Annotated in this window: 12 protein-coding genes, 2 tRNA genes and 1 pseudogene; 13 read left to right on the forward strand and 2 right to left on the reverse strand. The window is 64.3% G+C overall.

All coding sequences use genetic code 11. The features are described from left to right. The first annotated feature begins 227 nt into the window (after positions 1–227). From dnaA to QF036_RS01180, 12 genes and pseudogenes are all read left to right on the forward strand, one after another. Complete coding sequence (gene dnaA, locus QF036_RS01125; RefSeq protein ID WP_307098446.1) at positions 228–1,682, forward strand: chromosomal replication initiator protein DnaA; 1,455 nt, start codon at positions 228–230, stop codon at positions 1,680–1,682. A 537-nt stretch (positions 1,683–2,219) separates the two neighbouring features. Continuing rightward, positions 2,220–3,344, forward strand: a complete 1,125-nt coding sequence (dnaN, locus tag QF036_RS01130; protein WP_307098448.1) for a DNA polymerase III subunit beta — start codon at positions 2,220–2,222, stop codon at positions 3,342–3,344. Between the two features lie 90 nt (positions 3,345–3,434). Then, positions 3,435–4,346 (forward strand): annotated as a pseudogene (gnd, locus tag QF036_RS01135) (phosphogluconate dehydrogenase (NAD(+)-dependent, decarboxylating)); the annotation flags it as partial. Between the two features lie 60 nt (positions 4,347–4,406). Continuing rightward, positions 4,407–5,609: a DNA replication/repair protein RecF gene (gene recF / locus QF036_RS01140; RefSeq protein ID WP_307098450.1), complete on the forward strand. Its 1,203-nt coding sequence runs from the start codon at positions 4,407–4,409 to the stop codon at positions 5,607–5,609. Continuing rightward, a complete protein-coding gene (locus tag QF036_RS01145; RefSeq protein ID WP_307098453.1) occupies positions 5,596–6,153 on the forward strand; it encodes a DUF721 domain-containing protein in 558 nt (185 codons plus the stop codon). Before recF ends, QF036_RS01145 begins: the two co-directional genes overlap by 14 nt. 426 nt (positions 6,154–6,579) lie before the next feature. Then, positions 6,580–8,670, forward strand: a complete 2,091-nt coding sequence (gene gyrB / locus QF036_RS01150; RefSeq protein WP_307098455.1) for a DNA topoisomerase (ATP-hydrolyzing) subunit B — start codon at positions 6,580–6,582, stop codon at positions 8,668–8,670. A gap of 57 nt (positions 8,671–8,727) precedes the next feature. Continuing rightward, positions 8,728–11,463 carry a DNA gyrase subunit A gene (gyrA, locus tag QF036_RS01155; RefSeq protein ID WP_003800228.1) on the forward strand — a complete coding sequence of 912 codons (2,736 nt, stop codon included), beginning with the start codon at positions 8,728–8,730 and terminating at the stop codon, positions 11,461–11,463. Beyond that, positions 11,460–12,095 carry a DUF3566 domain-containing protein gene (locus tag QF036_RS01160; protein ID WP_307098458.1) on the forward strand — a complete coding sequence of 212 codons (636 nt, stop codon included), beginning with the start codon at positions 11,460–11,462 and terminating at the stop codon, positions 12,093–12,095. Before gyrA ends, QF036_RS01160 begins: the two co-directional genes overlap by 4 nt. A 97-nt stretch (positions 12,096–12,192) precedes the next feature. Then, positions 12,193–12,266 (forward strand) — tRNA-Ile (locus tag QF036_RS01165). A gap of 70 nt (positions 12,267–12,336) precedes the next feature. Continuing rightward, entirely contained in the window at positions 12,337–12,456 is a 120-nt protein-coding gene (locus QF036_RS01170; RefSeq protein WP_217491532.1) for a DLW-39 family protein, read from the forward strand. A 71-nt stretch (positions 12,457–12,527) separates the two neighbouring features. Then, positions 12,528–12,603: transfer RNA gene (locus tag QF036_RS01175), tRNA-Ala, on the forward strand. A 112-nt stretch (positions 12,604–12,715) separates the two neighbouring features. Next, positions 12,716–13,639 (forward strand): DMT family transporter, encoded by a 924-nt coding sequence (locus QF036_RS01180; protein ID WP_307098462.1) that lies wholly within the window; start codon positions 12,716–12,718, stop codon positions 13,637–13,639. Positions 13,640–13,661: 22 nt separating this feature from the next. Here the strand turns inward: QF036_RS01180 and QF036_RS01185 are convergent, their stop codons facing one another. Then, positions 13,662–14,531, reverse strand: coding sequence for a glycosyltransferase (locus QF036_RS01185; protein ID WP_307098464.1), 870 nt, complete (start codon positions 14,529–14,531; stop codon positions 13,662–13,664). A gap of 146 nt (positions 14,532–14,677) precedes the next feature. Beyond that, a complete protein-coding gene (locus tag QF036_RS01190; protein WP_307098466.1) occupies positions 14,678–15,640 on the reverse strand; it encodes a hypothetical protein in 963 nt (320 codons plus the stop codon). A 156-nt stretch (positions 15,641–15,796) separates the two neighbouring features. On the opposite strand from QF036_RS01190, the gene QF036_RS01195 reads away from it, so the two are divergent. Beyond that, the gene (locus QF036_RS01195; RefSeq protein ID WP_307098468.1) at positions 15,797–16,342 is read left to right on the forward strand and encodes a peptidylprolyl isomerase; all 546 of its coding nucleotides are present in this window, start codon (positions 15,797–15,799) and stop codon (positions 16,340–16,342) included. Position 16,343 lies beyond the last annotated feature (1 nt).

Below are 16,343 nucleotides of genomic sequence, written 5' to 3' on the forward strand. Positions count from 1 at the left end.
CGTGTTTCCCCAGCTGTGGCTAACCGGGTGCAGAACCTGTGGATGAAGCGGCTCACAACCGCTGTTTTCGAACCACAACGGTGTAATTATCCACAAGGCACTTCCCAGCTATCTTCTAGGCTTTTCATCCCCTAGAGTGTCCCAGTAGCCGATTATCCACGGACTGTGCATAACCCTGTGGATTAAGCCGGGCCAGCACCCTGGTTCCGGGCTTGCGGCTGCATGTAATGCAGGCAGCAAGCTTTGAGGAACCAAATTTGACGACAGTAGACGAAGCCAACCACGCCAACACTGTCGGAAGTTCCTGGCGGCGCGTGGTGACCCTTCTCGAACAGGACGACCGCGTTTCGCCCCGGCAACGCGGCTTTGTCATCCTCGCGCAGGCCCAGGGCCTCATCGGTTCCACCCTTCTCGTCGCAGTCCCGAACGAACTGACCCGGGAAGTGCTCCAGACGCAGGTCAAGGACGCTCTCGATGACGCGCTCCGCAACGTCTTCTCGGACGACATCCGCTGCGCGATCGACGTCGACACCGATCTGGTGCCCATCCACGAGGAGCCGGAACCCGCCGTCGAGCTTTCCCTCGCAAACGATCCGTCCATTGAGCAGAAGCCGCAGCCCATGCTGCCGAGCACCTCGCACGAATTCGGCCGCCTCAATCCGAAGTACGTTTTCGACACTTTCGTGATCGGGTCCTCCAACCGGTTTGCCCATGCCGCCGCCGTCGCCGTGGCGGAAGCCCCGGCCAAGGCCTACAACCCGCTGTTCATCTACGGTGACTCGGGCCTGGGCAAGACGCACCTGCTGCACGCCATCGGCCACTACGCCCGCCGCCTGTACAGCGGGATCCGCGTCAGGTACGTCAACTCCGAGGAATTCACCAACGACTTCATCAACTCGATCCGTGACGATGAAGGCGCCAGCTTCAAGACGACATACCGCAACGTCGACGTCCTGCTGATCGACGACATCCAGTTCCTGGCCGGCAAGGACCGGACGCTGGAGGAGTTCTTCCACACGTTCAACTCGCTGCACAACAACAACAAGCAGGTGGTCATCACCTCGGACCAGCCGCCCAAGCTGCTGGCAGGTTTCGAGGACCGGATGAAATCCCGCTTCGAGTGGGGCCTACTGACGGACATCCAGCCGCCTGAACTGGAAACCCGCATCGCCATCCTCCGGAAGAAGGCCCTCAGCGAAGGCCTCTCCGCGCCGGACGACGCGCTGGAGTACATCGCTTCGAAGATCGCCAGCAACATCCGCGAACTCGAAGGCGCCCTCATCCGTGTGACGGCGTTCGCCAGCCTCAACCGCCAGCCGGTGGATGTGGCTCTCGCGGAGATGGTGCTCAAGGACCTCATCACCGACGACGGCGCCCAGGAAATCACGTCGGGCCAGATCCTGCAGCAGACGGCTGACTACTTCAAGCTCAGCATGGAGGAGCTCTGCAGCAAGTCCCGGACCCGGACGCTGGTGACTGCACGGCAGATCGCCATGTACCTGTGCCGCGAGCTGACCGACATGTCGCTGCCCAAGATCGGCCAGGAGCTCGGCGGCCGCGACCACACCACCGTGATCCATGCTGACCGCAAGATCCGTGAGCTCATGGCTGAGCGGCGTGTGATTTACAACCAGGTTACTGAGCTCACCAACCGGATCAAGCAGCAGCAGCGCGACTCCTGATCCGAGGTTCTTAACCTTATTAACAGGTGCGTGTGGATAACCCTGTGGACAGTTAAGGGGACAACCGCGGTTAATGGGCTTAAAACCCTTAAGCCGTCTGTGGATCACCGAAACGGGCCAAAAATGTTGTCCCCATCCACAGCCTGTTTAAAACGTGCCGAACCCACAGTCCATGAACAGGGCTTAACCGCGGATCTGCGCCGTGAAACCGGGTTATCCACAGTTTCCACAGCAGTTATTAACACTACTAATCCCAAAAAATTGAAATCCCTCAAACAACAATCTCCTGCCCCGACCTCCACGCACCGGCCAAAGCACCGGCCACTTGGCCGCCGGCAGAGCCAGCGTCACTGGCGGGGATGGGGAAATCCTTGTAGTTCCGGCTAAGCTGTCTGCAGCGCTCCCATCCCTGGGTTTGTTTGCGGTCGGCCATGCGCGGACCATGCAGGTTCCGGGGCTTGGGGGCAACGGTCTTGTGGGCTCCTTGCGAGTTCCCGTTCAGAAAATGGCAGCAGCAATGAAAGGCGGCACCCTTCCGTGAAGTTCAGAGTCGAACGGGACGTCCTGGCAGAAGCCGTCACATGGACAGCCCGGTCGTTGTCTCCGCGGCCGCCCGTACCCGTGCTCTCCGGCCTCCTCCTCAAGGCCGAATCCGGGACCGTCAGCCTGTCCAGCTTCGATTACGAGACCTCCGCAAGGCTTGAAATTCCTGCCGACATCAGGGAGGAAGGCACCATCCTTGTCTCCGGCCGCCTCCTGGCGGACATCTGCCGCAGCCTGCCCTCGGCACCGGTGGACATCGAAACTGACGGCAACAAGGTGACACTCACCTGCCGCCGAAGCAGCTTCCATCTGGCAACCATGCCCGAGGCCGAATACCCGCCGCTGCCTGCCCTGCCCACCATCACCGGAACCGTCGCCGGCGACGCGTTCGCCCAGGCTGTCTCCCAGGTGATCATCGCCGCGAGCAAGGACGACACCCTTCCCATCCTGACGGGCGTGCGGATGGAGATCGAGGACGACCTCATCACGCTCCTGGCCACGGACCGTTACCGGCTCGCCATGCGGGAAGTTCCCTGGAAGCCCGTCACTCCGGGCATCTCCACGAGTGCCCTCGTCAAGGCCAAGACCCTGAACGAGGTTGCCAAGACTTTGGGCGGCAGCGGTGACATCAACCTGGCCATCGCCGACGACGACAGCCGGCTCATCGGCTTTGAGAGCGGCGGCCGCACCACCACATCGCTGCTGGTCGACGGCGATTACCCCAAGATCCGCTCGCTGTTCCCGGATTCCACGCCGATTCACGCCACCGTGCAGACCCAGGAGCTGGTGGAGGCCGTCCGGCGCGTCTCGCTCGTGGCGGAACGCAACACCCCGGTCCGGCTCGCGTTCACCCAGGGCCAGCTGCACCTGGACGCCGGCACCGGCGAGGACGCCCAGGCCTCCGAAGAGCTTGAAGCACAGCTGTCCGGCGATGACATCACCGTTGCCTTCAACCCGCACTACCTGGTTGAAGGCCTCAGCGTGATTGAAACCAGGTTTGTGCGCTTCTCCTTCACCACGGCACCGAAGCCCGCCATGATCACAGCGCAGAACGACGTCGAGGGCGAAGACCAGGACGACTACCGCTACCTCGTGATGCCGGTGCGCCTGCCCAACTAACCCAGACCCAACTAGGTAGCAGCTGAGGGGCTTCCCAGCCTTCAGAACGCCCTGAGCTGCTACCTAGTTGGGTGGACCGCCCATCCCTAACCATCCGCGCAGAAAAGAGTTCACACGGTGCATATCGGACTGATCGGCCTTGGAAAAATGGGTTTCAACATGCGCGAACGGCTGCGCAAGGGCGGGATCGAGGTCACTGGCTTCGACCGCAATCCCGAGGTCACCGATGTCGCCACGACGGACGAACTCATCGCCGCCCTTCCTGCGCCGCGCCTCATCTGGGTCATGGTTCCGTCCGGTGAAATCACCGACGCTGTCATCACCGAGCTCGGTGCCAAGCTGCAGCCCGGCGACATGGTGATCGACGGCGGCAACTCCCGCTTCACCGAGGACCAGAAGCACGCCGCGGCCTTGGCCGAAAAGGGAATCCGCTTCGCTGACTGCGGCGTCTCCGGCGGAGTCTGGGGCCTTCAGAACGGTTACGGGCTCATGGCCGGCGGCGAGGCCGAGGACATCGAGCGCGCCCTTCCCGTCTTTGATGCGCTCCGACCCGAAGGCGACCGGGCAGACAGTTTCGTGCATGTGGGCGGCGTCGGCGCGGGCCACTACGCCAAGATGGTGCACAACGGGATCGAGTACGGCCTGATGCAGGCTTATGCGGAAGGCTACGAACTCCTCGCCGCCAAGGAAATCGTCACGGACCTCCCGGGAACCTTCCGCGCCTGGCAGAAGGGAACCGTTGTCCGGTCCTGGCTGCTGGACCTCATGGTGAAGGCCCTGGACGAAGATCCCGGACTGGCCTCGATCGACGACTACGTCGAGGACTCCGGCGAAGGCCGCTGGACGGTGGAAGAGGCGATCGCCAATGCGGTGCCGGCCCCCGCCATTACCGCAGCACTTTTTGCCCGTTTCGCCTCCCGCGAGGACAACTCGCCGGCCATGAAGATGGTGTCCGCGCTGCGTCACCAGTTCGGCGGACATGCCACCCGTCCGGCCAAGTAAGTCCGTGTCCGGGTTCCGGCCGTCTTCCGGACCGGCGGTTCCCGAGAATTTGAAGATCGCGTGTACCTAGAACACCTGTCCCTGACCGACTTCCGCAGTTACGCCCAGGTTGATCTCCGGTTTGAGCCGGGCGTCACGGTTCTGGTCGGCTCCAACGGAATCGGCAAGACCAACCTGATGGAAGCTATCGGCTACCTGGCAACCCTCAGTTCACACCGGGTCAGTGCCGACGGCCCGTTGCTCCGTTTCGGAACCGACCGCGCCCTGATCCGGGCAAAGCTGGTCCGGGGCGAACAGTCCACCATCCTGGAGCTGGAGATCAACGGCGGCCGGGCCAACCGGGGACGCATCAACCGCAGCAACCCCGTCCGTGCCCGCGACCTGCTGGGCATCTGCCACACGGTCCTGTTCGCTCCGGAGGACCTGGCGCTGGTCAAAGGCGATCCGTCGAACCGCCGCCGCTTCCTGGACGAGCTCCTGGTGAGCCTGGTTCCCCGGCACGCCGCCACCCGCAGCGACTATGACCGCGTGCTTAAACAGCGCAACGCACTGCTGAAGTCGGCAAGGGCCGGAAAGTTCACCGCCGGCCACGAAGCCACCCTGGATGTCTGGGACCAGCACATGGCACGCGCCGGCGCGGAGCTGATCCATGCCAGGCTGGAACTCGTCGAGCGCCTGCGGCCGCACCTCAACAGTGCCTATGCCCAACTCACCGATGGCTCCAAGGCCGCGGATGCGGTCTACCGCTCAACTCTGCAGAACATGATGGACGACGACGGCGAGCCGGCCGGCGCTTCGACGGCACAGTCCGAGCCGGGAAACCCGGTGGAGGATCTCCGCCTGCTGTCCGTGGATGACCTTGCCGAACGCTACGTGCAGGCCTTCGCGGCATCCCGCCGCAAAGAACTCGAACGTGGCATCTCGCTGGTGGGTCCGCACCGGGACGAATTGGAACTGGTGCTGGGGCAGGCCCCGGCCAAGGGCTACGCCTCGCACGGTGAAACGTGGTCCATGTGCCTGTCCCTGCGGCTGGCCTCCTACTACGTCATGCTCGACGACGCCCGCACCGGAGGCTCGGCGCCGATCCTCATCCTGGACGACGTTTTCGCCGAACTTGATGTCCAGCGGCGGCGTAAACTGGCCGCAATAGTCGCCGGCGCCGAGCAGGTGCTGGTGACCGCCGCCGTCGACGCCGATATTCCGGACGAGCTTGCGGGCCGGCGGGTGAAGGTAATCCCGGGAGGAATCGATGAACAGGGATAAGGACGGCGGCCTGCAGCCAGGCCGCGATCCCGATGAAATCGATGCCGCCCAGGCGGCGCTGAACAGGATGCGTGAGGCAGCGGCCGCCCGTGGAGAGGTCCGCCGGAAAGTGCCGCGGGCAGGCGCCAGCCAAAAACCGCGCACTGCAGCCCAGGGAACGCGGGGCTTCAGCCAGTTCCACTCCACCGGACGCGACCCCTTGGGACTGGGGAAAGTCGTGGGCCGGCTGGTCGCCGAGCGCGGCTGGACCTCCCCGGTGGCCGTCGGCTCGGTCATGGCCGAGTGGCCGGCGCTTGTGGGGCCTGAAATCGCCGCCCACTGCACCCCGGAAAGCTTCACCGACACCACCCTTCATGTCCGGTGCGACTCCACGGCCTGGGCGACGCAGCTGCGGTTGCTCAGCATAAGCCTGCTCGAGAAATTCCGCACCGAACTCGGTGACGGCGTGGTCACCAGCATCCAGGTGCTGGGCCCGGCGGCACCCAACTGGCGCAAGGGCGGACGCACCGTCAACGGACGCGGGCCCAGGGACACCTACGGGTAAAGGCCACAACTAGGGACCGCCGGGACTGAATCCGTCGGGTGCGGCTCCTTCCGATTGTGCCTTCCGGGAACAAAGCCCAAACGGCGTGCAGGGCGCTCAAACCGCCGTCGGCCGTATAGGAGTCCAAAAAGGGGACTGCTGGAGCCTTGCAGGCGGGGCCAATGGCCAGCGAGAGGCACATTGAGCCGCGTCAGGGCCCCGCCAATGCGGGGATCGACCATGTTTCACGGTAGAATTCCTCTAGATAACTGGGCGCCGGTGAAACGTTGACTGAGTCCGTTTTCCCGCGCTTTTTCCGTGCGGGAACGGTTCTGCGTGTCAACCGAGCAGCTGGCGCTGGCAGTGACGTGCCTTTTGGCGGACGCCCTTTCCCCGGCGGACGGCGGAGGCCGGCCATCATCGAACATAGAGGAGTCGAAAGCGCCTGTGGCTAACGACAATGCAGATATCGAGGCAGTGGAGCCTGTAACGGAGGAAGCCCGGACGTCCGGCGCGCCGGCTGAGGCTGCCACACCGCGGGAGTACGGCGCCAGCGACATCACTGTTCTTGAGGGACTCGAGGCCGTACGGAAACGGCCCGGTATGTACATCGGCTCCACAGGTCTGCGCGGCCTGCACCACCTGGTGTACGAAGTGGTGGACAACTCCGTGGATGAGGCCCTCGCAGGTTACTGTACGCACATCGAAGTTGTTCTGCAGGCAGACGGCGGCGTCAAGGTATCCGACGACGGCCGCGGCATCCCGGTGGACATCCACCCCACGGAGGGCAAGCCCACGGTCGAGGTGGTCATGACCATCTTGCACGCCGGCGGCAAGTTCGGCGGCGGCGGCTACGCCGTGTCCGGTGGCCTTCACGGCGTGGGCATTTCCGTGGTCAACGCCCTCTCCACCCGCGTGAACACGGAAGTCCGCAGGCAGGGCCACCTCTGGCGCATGTCCTTTGCCGACGGGGGCAAGCCGCAGGGTGCCCTGGTCCAGGGCGAGGAAACGGCCGAGACCGGAACAACCCAGACCTTCTACCCGGATCCGAGCATCTTCGAATCCACCGAGTTCGACTTTGAGACGCTCCGCGCGCGTTTCCAGCAGATGGCCTTCCTCAACAAGGGGCTGAAAATCACCCTGACGGACGAGCGGCAAACGGCGGCCGGCACGGACGACGCCGGCGACCTGGACCTGGACGGCGTGCTGACCGAGGGCGAGGTTCTCGCCGAGCACCGCACCGTGGTGTACCAGTACAACGACGGCCTCCTCGACTACGTCAAGCACCTGAACTCCAGCAAGAAGGTGGATGTTGTCCACGAGGACGTCATCGCCTTCGAGACCGAGGACACCGAGCGGCATATCGCCGTCGAAATGGCGATGCAGTGGACCACGGCTTACTCCGAAAGCGTCCACACCTACGCCAATACCATCAACACACACGAGGGCGGCACCCACGAAGAGGGCTTCCGCGCCGCGATGACGTCGCTTATCAACCGCTATGCGCGCGAGAAGGCCATCATCAAGGAAAAGGATGAGAACCTTACCGGCGACGACATCCGCGAGGGCCTGACGGCCGTCATCTCCGTGAAGCTATCCGAGCCGCAGTTCGAGGGCCAGACCAAAACCAAGCTGGGCAACTCCGAGGTCAAGGGCTTTGTACAGCGCGTGGTCACTGACCAGCTCGGTGACTGGCTGGAGCGCAACCCCGGCCCCGCCAAGGACGTCATCCGCAAGGCCATTTCAGCGGCCCAGGCCCGCATGGCCGCGCGCAAGGCCCGTGACAACGCGCGTCGGAAGAGCCCGCTGGAGTCCTTCGGCATGCCGGGCAAGCTCTCCGACTGCTCCTCGAAGGATCCCTCCAAGTGCGAGGTCTACCTGGTGGAGGGTGACTCGGCAGGCGGTTCGGCCAAGCGCGGGCGCAACCCCGAAACGCAGGCCATCCTTCCGCTCCGCGGCAAGATCCTAAATGTGGAGCGGGCCCGCCTGGACAAGGCGCTTGGCAACAACGAGGTCCAGTCCATGATCACCGCATTCGGCACCGGCATTGGCGAGGACTTCGACCTCAGCAAGCTGCGCTACCACAAGATCGTGCTGATGGCCGATGCCGACGTCGACGGCCAGCACATCACCACGCTGCTGATGACGCTGCTGTTCCGCTACATGCGCCCCCTGATCGAGAACGGCTACGTCTACCTCGCGCAGCCGCCGCTGTACCGGATCAAGTGGTCCAACGCACCGCACGACTACGTCTTTAGCGACCGTGAGCGCGACGCCGTCCTGGTCTCCGGCCAGGCAGCAGGCCGCCGCATTCCGAAGGAAAACGGCATCCAGCGCTACAAGGGTCTGGGCGAGATGGACTACACCGAACTCTGGGACACCACCATGGACCCGGACCGGCGCACCCTCCTGCAGGTGACCATGGAGGACGCAGCCGCCGCCGACCAGATTTTCGCCGTGCTGATGGGCGAGGACGTCGAGTCACGCCGAAACTTCATTCAGCAGAACGCCAAGGACGTCAGGTTCCTTGATATCTAGCGGTTTTCCGCTTGACATTCCAGAACCGACATATACCTGAAACGGAAAATAGAGACTATGAGTGACGAAACACCCGAGGTCCCGGCCGAGTCTCCGGACGGCACGGAACCGGTGCTGGAGGGCGACGTGCTGGTCGACCGCGTGGAGCAGGTGGACCTGCAGACGGAGATGCAGCGCTCCTACCTCGACTACGCGATGGCCGTTATCGTCGGCCGTGCACTGCCGGATGTACGCGACGGGCTGAAGCCCGTCCACCGCCGCGTGCTGTATGCGATGTTCGACGGCGGCTACCGCCCGGACCGCGCCTTCAACAAGTGTGCCCGTGTGGTGGGCGAGGTCATGGGCCAGTACCACCCGCACGGCGACACGGCGATCTACGATGCGCTGGTGCGCCTGATCCAGGACTGGACCATGCGGTACCCGCTGGCGCTGGGCCAGGGCAACTTCGGCTCACCCGGCAACGACGGCGCTGCGGCCCCGCGGTACACGGAAACCAAGATGGCACCGCTGGCCATGGAAATGGTCCGGGACATCGACGAGGAGACCGTCGACTTCCAGGACAACTACGACGGCAAGAACCAGGAACCCACGATTCTCCCGGCGCGGTTCCCCAACCTGCTGGTCAACGGGTCCTCAGGCATCGCCGTCGGCATGGCCACCAACATCCCGCCGCACAACCTCCGTGAAGTGGCCGACGGCGTCCAGTGGTACCTGGCCAACCCGACCGCCAGCCGCGAGCAGCTCCTCGAGGAACTGCTGAAGCGCATCAAGGGACCCGATTTCCCCACTGGCGCCACCATCCTGGGACACAAGGGCATCGAGGACGCCTACCGCACCGGCCGCGGCTCCATCACGATGCGCGCCGTGGTGAATGTCGAGGAGCTGCAGGGACGGACCTGCCTCGTCGTCACCGAGCTGCCCTACCAGGCGAACCCGGACAACCTGGCCATCAAAATCGCCGAACTGGTCAAGGACGGCAAGGTCCAGGGCATCGCCGACCTCCGCGACGAGACGTCCGGCCGCACCGGCCAGCGACTGGTCATCGTCCTTAAGCGCGACGCTGTCGCCAAGGTGGTGCTGAACAACCTCTACAAGCACACCCAGCTGCAGGAGAACTTCGGCGCGAACATGCTGGCGATCGTGGACGGAGTGCCGCGCACTCTCAGCCTCGACGCCTTCATCCGGCACTGGGTCACTCACCAGTTGGATGTCATCGCCCGACGCACCCGCTACCGCCTGCGGAAGGCCGAGGAAGAAGCGCACATCCTGCGTGCGCTCCTCAAGGCCCTGGACATGCTGGACGAGGTCATCGCCCTGATCCGGGCCTCGAGCACCACTGAGGCAGCCCGGGATGGCCTCATGCAGTTGCTGGACATCGACGAGATCCAGGCCCGCGCCATCCTCGACATGCAGCTGCGCCGGCTCGCTGCCCTGGAACGCCAGAAGATCCAGGACCGCCACGCCGAACTCGAAGCGATGATCGCCGAATACAACGCGATCCTGGCCTCGGAGGAACGCCAGCGCTCGATCATCAGCGAGGAACTCGCCGAGATCGTGGCCAAGCACGGGGACGACCGCCGCACCCAGATCCTGATGGGCTACGACGGCGACATGTCCATGGAAGACCTCATTCCCGAAGAGGAAGTGGTGGTCACCATCACCCGCGGCGGCTACGTCAAGCGCACGCGGAGCGACAACTACCGTTCGCAGCAGCGCGGCGGCAAGGGCATCAAGGGTGCCCAGCTGCGCGGCGATGACGTGGTGGAGCATTTCTTTGTGACCACCACCCACCACTGGCTGCTGTTCTTCACCAACTTCGGGCGCGTGTACCGGGCCAAGGCCTACGAACTTGCCGAGGGCGGCCGCGACACCAAGGGCCAGCATGTGGCAAACCTGCTGGCCTTCCAGCCGGACGAGCACATCGCCCAGGTGCTGGACCTGAAGGACTACCAGCACGCGCCCTACCTGGTGCTGGCCACGAAGCGCGGCCTGGTCAAGAAGACCCGGCTGGAGGACTACGACACCAACCGGTCCGCCGGCGTCATCGCCATCAACCTCCGGGACGAGGATGAACTGGTCTCCGCGCAGCTGGTTTCCGAGACGGATGACCTCATGCTGGTGTCCCGCAAGGGCCAGTCGATCCGGTTCACGGCCACCGACGACGCGCTGCGCCCCATGGGCCGCGCCACGTCTGGCGTAACAGGCATGAAGTTCCGTGAGGACGACGAACTGCTCGCCATGAACGTGGTGGCCGAGGGCTCCTACGTGTTCGTCGTGACGGAAGGCGGCTACGCCAAGCGCACCGCCGTCGAGGAATACCGGCTGCAGGGCCGCGGCGGCCTGGGCATCAAGGTTGCCAAGCTCGCCGAGGAACGCGGGGATCTTGTGGGTGCCCTGGTGGTCCAGGAGGAAGACGAGGTCCTGGTGGTCATGGGCGGCGGCAAGGTGGTCCGGTCATCCGTGGCCGGCGTCCCGGCCAAGGGCCGGGACACCATGGGCGTCATCTTCGCGAAGCCGGACAAGAACGACCGCATCATCGAGGTTGCCCGCAACACCGAACGCGGCCTCGAAGAGGAAGTTGAAGCCAGCGCCGAGCGGGAGTCGGAGGCCGACCACACCGATGAACCCAGTGCGTCAGAAATCTTGGCTATCGCCGCTGATGACGTAACGTTGGCTGAAGATGCCGGACCAGACGAGGAATCCGCCGAGGAGGCTTCAGGACTGGCCGATGAAGCAGAAGGAACGTCCGGCGATGCTGAGGCGAACGAAGACAACACCGGAGGTAACGAGTGAGCAATTCCGACTCATTTCCCAAGCCGAGCAGTAATGGTCCCGGCGGGATGCGTCAGCCGGCATCCGCTCCCCGGGTGAATGCCCCCGTGCGCCCCCAGCAGAGCCCGGCCACGCCGCCGGGCCTTCCGGGACAGCGCCCGGCGCCCGCCGGACAGCGCCCGCAGGGCCAGAGGCCGGCCGCGCCGGCACAGCGCCCCGCAGCCCCCGGACAGCGGCCGCCGGCCGCGCAGGGTGCGCCCGGACTGGTCAAGCCGGCTCCCAAGGCCAAGGCGCGCCGCGCCCGGCTCCTGGTCAGCAAGGTTGACCCCTGGTCCGTCCTGAAAATGGCGTTCCTGCTGTCCGTCGCGCTCGGCATCGTCACGGTGGTGGCCGCCATTGTGCTGTGGACTGTGCTGGACCTGACCGGCATCTTCGACCAGGTGGACAGCCTGCTGGGAACGCTCGCTGGTTCCGAGGGCGGCGGCTTCGAACTGAAGAAGGTCGCGTCGCTCGGCCAGGTGGCGTCGTTCGCTACGATCATCGCCGTCGTGAATGTGGTGCTGCTGACCGCACTGTCCATGCTGTCCGCCGTGCTGTACAACATTTCGGCGACCCTTGTTGGCGGCATCGGCGTGACCCTGACGGACGACTAAAACCCTGTCTTTCCGCGGAAAAGCCCGCTGGAATGCCTCGATTTGAGATCGGGCCGGGATGTGCTGTAGAGTCTTGTCTCGGCCCGATGAGGCATCGGGGCGTATAGCTCAGGCGGTTAGAGCGCTTCGCTGATAACGAAGAGGTCCCAGGTTCAAGTCCTGGTACGCCCACGGAACCTGCACAGGTTCAAGTAGAGGTTTAGGCGGGATTCCATTGGAATCAAGCCGGAACGGGGTGCGTGTGAAGAAGTTGCTGGTTATCGCAGCTGCGGTCGCAGGCGTCCTGTTCTACAAGAAAAAGGTGCAGGAATCCGAAGCCCGGAAAACAGTCTGGAGCGAATCAACCGACAAGGTTGAATAGCCCGGATCCCGGTACGGAGGCTGGTCAGCCAGCATCCGTAACTAGGGTATGATGGACGGGTTGCTTCTTATGGGGGCATGGCGCAATTGGTAGCGCACCTGCTTTGCAAGCAGGGGGTTCGGGGTTCGAGTCCCCGTGCCTCCACCATAAGAAAGGTCCCGGTCGGAAACGGCCGGGACCTTTTGCTTTGCTCCCACGCTGGCCGGCGACCCTGGTTTCGACAGGCTCAACCCGCGGGTCTGCACATTACTGTGGGAGCGTGAATCTCTTCCTTGCAACTCTGGGCGTTCTGGGCGTGGCTTCGTCAGGACCGCTCATCGCCGCCACGCTCGGCGCCACCACTGTCACGGCCCTCGCCATCGCCTTCTGGCGCAATGCCATCGCGGCAGCCGTCATGGCCACCCCCACCCTGATCCGGGAGCCGCGCCTGTTCGGCCGCATCGGGCGTTATGAGTTCCGCTGGTCGCTCGTTGCGGCCGTAGCCCTGGCCCTGCACTTCGCCTGCTTCATCACGTCCCTGCAGCTGACCTCAGTGGCTGCCGCCACGGCCCTCGTCTGCCTGCAGTCCGCCTGGATCGCCATCATTCAACTGTCCCGCGGTGTGCGACACCGCTGGCAGGTCCTGGTGGGCCTGGGGGTCTCCTTCGGTGGCGTAGTGGCCATCACAGGTTTCGACATGGGCACGTCGCCCGACGCCCTGCTGGGTGACCTCCTGGCCATGGCCGGCGGACTCCTTGCGGGAATCTACACTCTGGCCGGAGGCCGGGCCCGCCAGAGCATGACCACCGGAACCTACACGGCCCTCTGCTACAGCATGTGTGCTGTCCTGGTAGCCGTACTGGCAGCCTTCACCCGCCAGCCCCTGACCGGGTTCGACGCCGGCGGCTGGCTGGGGGTTCTGGCCATCACCGTGTGCGCCCAGCTCGTGGGACATACGGCATTCAACCACCTGCTGGCCACCATGAGCCCGCTGCTGGTGTCCATGATCATCCTGCTTGAAATACCGGGTGCGGCCCTGCTGGCCGCCGTGTTCCTGAACGAGACACTGCCGGCAGGCACCTACGCCGGACTGGCGCTCATCCTCGGGGGCCTCGCCGTCGTGGTGGCCGGACAGCGGAACGGCATGGGCGGGCGGGACAAACCGCCCGGGGAACGCCCGGTGGCAGAGCTGGGGGCTGACTGACGACGGCGGCCGCCCGGCGAGGTTACTGTCCGCCGCGGCGGACAGGCTGGCTGGTGTTGACGGTGTGGATGGCGCGCAGCAGCTTGGCTGGGAAATACACCGAGAAGAACACCACCATGGGTGCCTTAAGGGCCATCTTCTTCACGTTGTGGGCCTTGTAGGTACGGTCGAAGCGCGTCACGTAATACCGGTAGTCACGGGGAGAGTCCTCGAGCCGGCGGGCGGACATCCCGGAGACCATCTGCGGCCAGTACTGGACCTTGAGGTCGTGGTCGGCGAGATGCAGGGACAGGTCGATGTCCTCGTGCATCTCGTCCCTTTCGTCCCGGCAGGTTTCGCTGCGGATGGTCTCCCATGCGGAGCGGCGTAGGGCCATGTTGGAGCCGAACAGGAAGTGGTATTGGTGCTTGGCCAGCTTGAGCATCAGCTGGCGCATCTTGTCATCTGCCTTGAGGCCGAAGCGCCGCATCGGCATGTCGTAGTAGACCACCGGTCCGGTAGCGGCCGACGTGGACAGGTCCTCGAAAGCCTTCTGCACCTGCTCCACCCAGTCAGGTTCAAGCACGGAGTCGGCGTCGATCCGGCCCAGGATATCCCCTGTGGCGTTGTCCAGGCCGAAATTGCGGGTAGGGATCAGTCCCTGTTCCCTGTCCTGGCGGAGCAGGATGATGGGGCTCTCCGGATACTCCTGCTGCATCTGCATGACGATCGACGCCGTGCGGTCCTTGGACATGTTGTCCACCACGATGATCTCGTGCGCCGGAACCGACTGGTACACCGCCGCGATCAGGCACTGCCGGATGACACTTTCCTCGTTGTAGGCCGGAATAACAATCGATACGCGCGGCTCAGTGTCAGTCAAGGCATCCTCGTCGGATCTATCGGGTGACATCACCCTCAAACTTAGCATCGATGCTTTCCAACCCGGCGGCACCGTGCCTGTCAGGCGGAGAGGTTGCTGATATTCCCGCAGAGACGGCAGGAGGGGCTCCGCCGAAGCGGAACCCCTCCTGCAGCCAGCCCTGACGGGGGCCCTACTTACGCCTTCTTGTCGGCACCGTTCTCGATGTTGGACGCGATGTCCTTCACCGCGGTCTTTGCATCGGCGGCCACTTCACCGGCGTCGGAATCCGCGTCCTCGGCAACGTGCTTCGCCTTGTCGGAGCCTTCGGCGTTGTCCTCTTCCAGGGAAGCCAGCTCCTCCAGGGAAGTCGACGTGGTTGCCGCCGGAACCGGAGCCGGCGTCGCGGCGGCCGATCCAACACCGGTGGCGGAGGCTGCCGGGGTGGTTTCAGCCGGCGTAGACGGTGCGGGCGTCACGGGTGCGGGGGTCTTCCAAGGATCCTCGACCGGCTTTGAAGCCTTCCACGCGGCAACGCCGGCGGCCACGGCCGCGGCGATCACACCGACGATGAGGAGCCCGCGCTTCTTCGGCTTCTGGGGCTCCACCACCAGCGCCTTGCCCGTCACTGCCCGGCTGGCCTCGTTGGCGGCAGACTTCAGGTGGCCGCCGGCCACATGAGCCTGTTCCTGGATGGCGTGGACGATGCCGACGTCGCCGAGCTTCTGGGCCACGGCGTCAACGCGGGCCGGGGTGCTCTCGAGCGTCCTGTGGACAGCATCGGAAGCAGTTCCGATCTGGTCCGAGAGTCGGGGCAGGTACTCAACCACTACGCGGTCGCGGGCCTGGGCAATAACGGGTGTGGCCCGGTCCAGCGCGTCGTGCAGCCGCGGCGGGGCGCCCTCCACGACGTCGTGGATTTTGGGGGCAAGCTGGGCCAAGCCGTCCTGGAGGCGCGGCGTGACCGTGGCGACGCCGTCGGCAAGGTTGTGGGCCGCCACCTTGAGCCCCTCCTGGATCTTGGGGGAAGCGGTATCAATGCCGTGCTGCAGGCGGGGAACTGCCCAGTCCACTGCTGCTTCCACGCGGTCTTTTGCGTTCTCGACTGCTGAACTGACCGACAACTCCAGTTCGCGGGCAATACGATCCGATTTCTTCACAACTACCTCCCGATTAATGTGACGGTTCTGTTGTTAGCCTACGTGCACGAAGAGCCGGGCTGCTATCGTTCCGGCGGATTCACGGTGGATTTCACCGAGCGCGGAACTGTCTTTTCCGCCCGGGTTCGCGTTGACCCGCCGTGAAAGAATGACCCTATGACTGCCTCAGCAACTGCAAAAGCAACCATCCACACCAGCCTCGGCGACATCGTTGTGAACCTCTTCGGCAACCACGCGCCCAAGACTGTTAAGAACTTCATCGGACTGGCCACGGGCGAACAGGCCTGGACCCACCCGGAGACCGGCGAGGACAAGACCGGCACGCCGCTGTACAACGGCACCATCTTCCACCGCATCATCAAAGACTTCATGATCCAGGCCGGCGACCCGCTGGGACGCGGCACCGGCGGACCGGGCTACCGCTTCGACGACGAGATCCACCCCGAACTGAGCTTCAGCGCTCCGTACAAGCTGGCCATGGCCAACGCCGGCATCCAGATGGGGAAGGGAACCAACGGTTCACAGTTCTTCATCACCACCATCCCCACCGACTGGCTGCAGGGCAAGCACAGCATCTTCGGCGAGGTTGCCGACGAGGAGTCCAAGAAGGTTGTGGACGCCATTGAAGGTGTCCGCACCGGCATGGGCGACCGCCCGGTTGAAGATGTGACCATCAACAGCATCGATATCGAGCAGCTCTAGC

The organism is Arthrobacter globiformis (genome assembly GCF_030817195.1).
GTDB classification, from domain to species: Bacteria; Actinomycetota; Actinomycetes; order Actinomycetales; family Micrococcaceae; genus Arthrobacter; species Arthrobacter globiformis_D.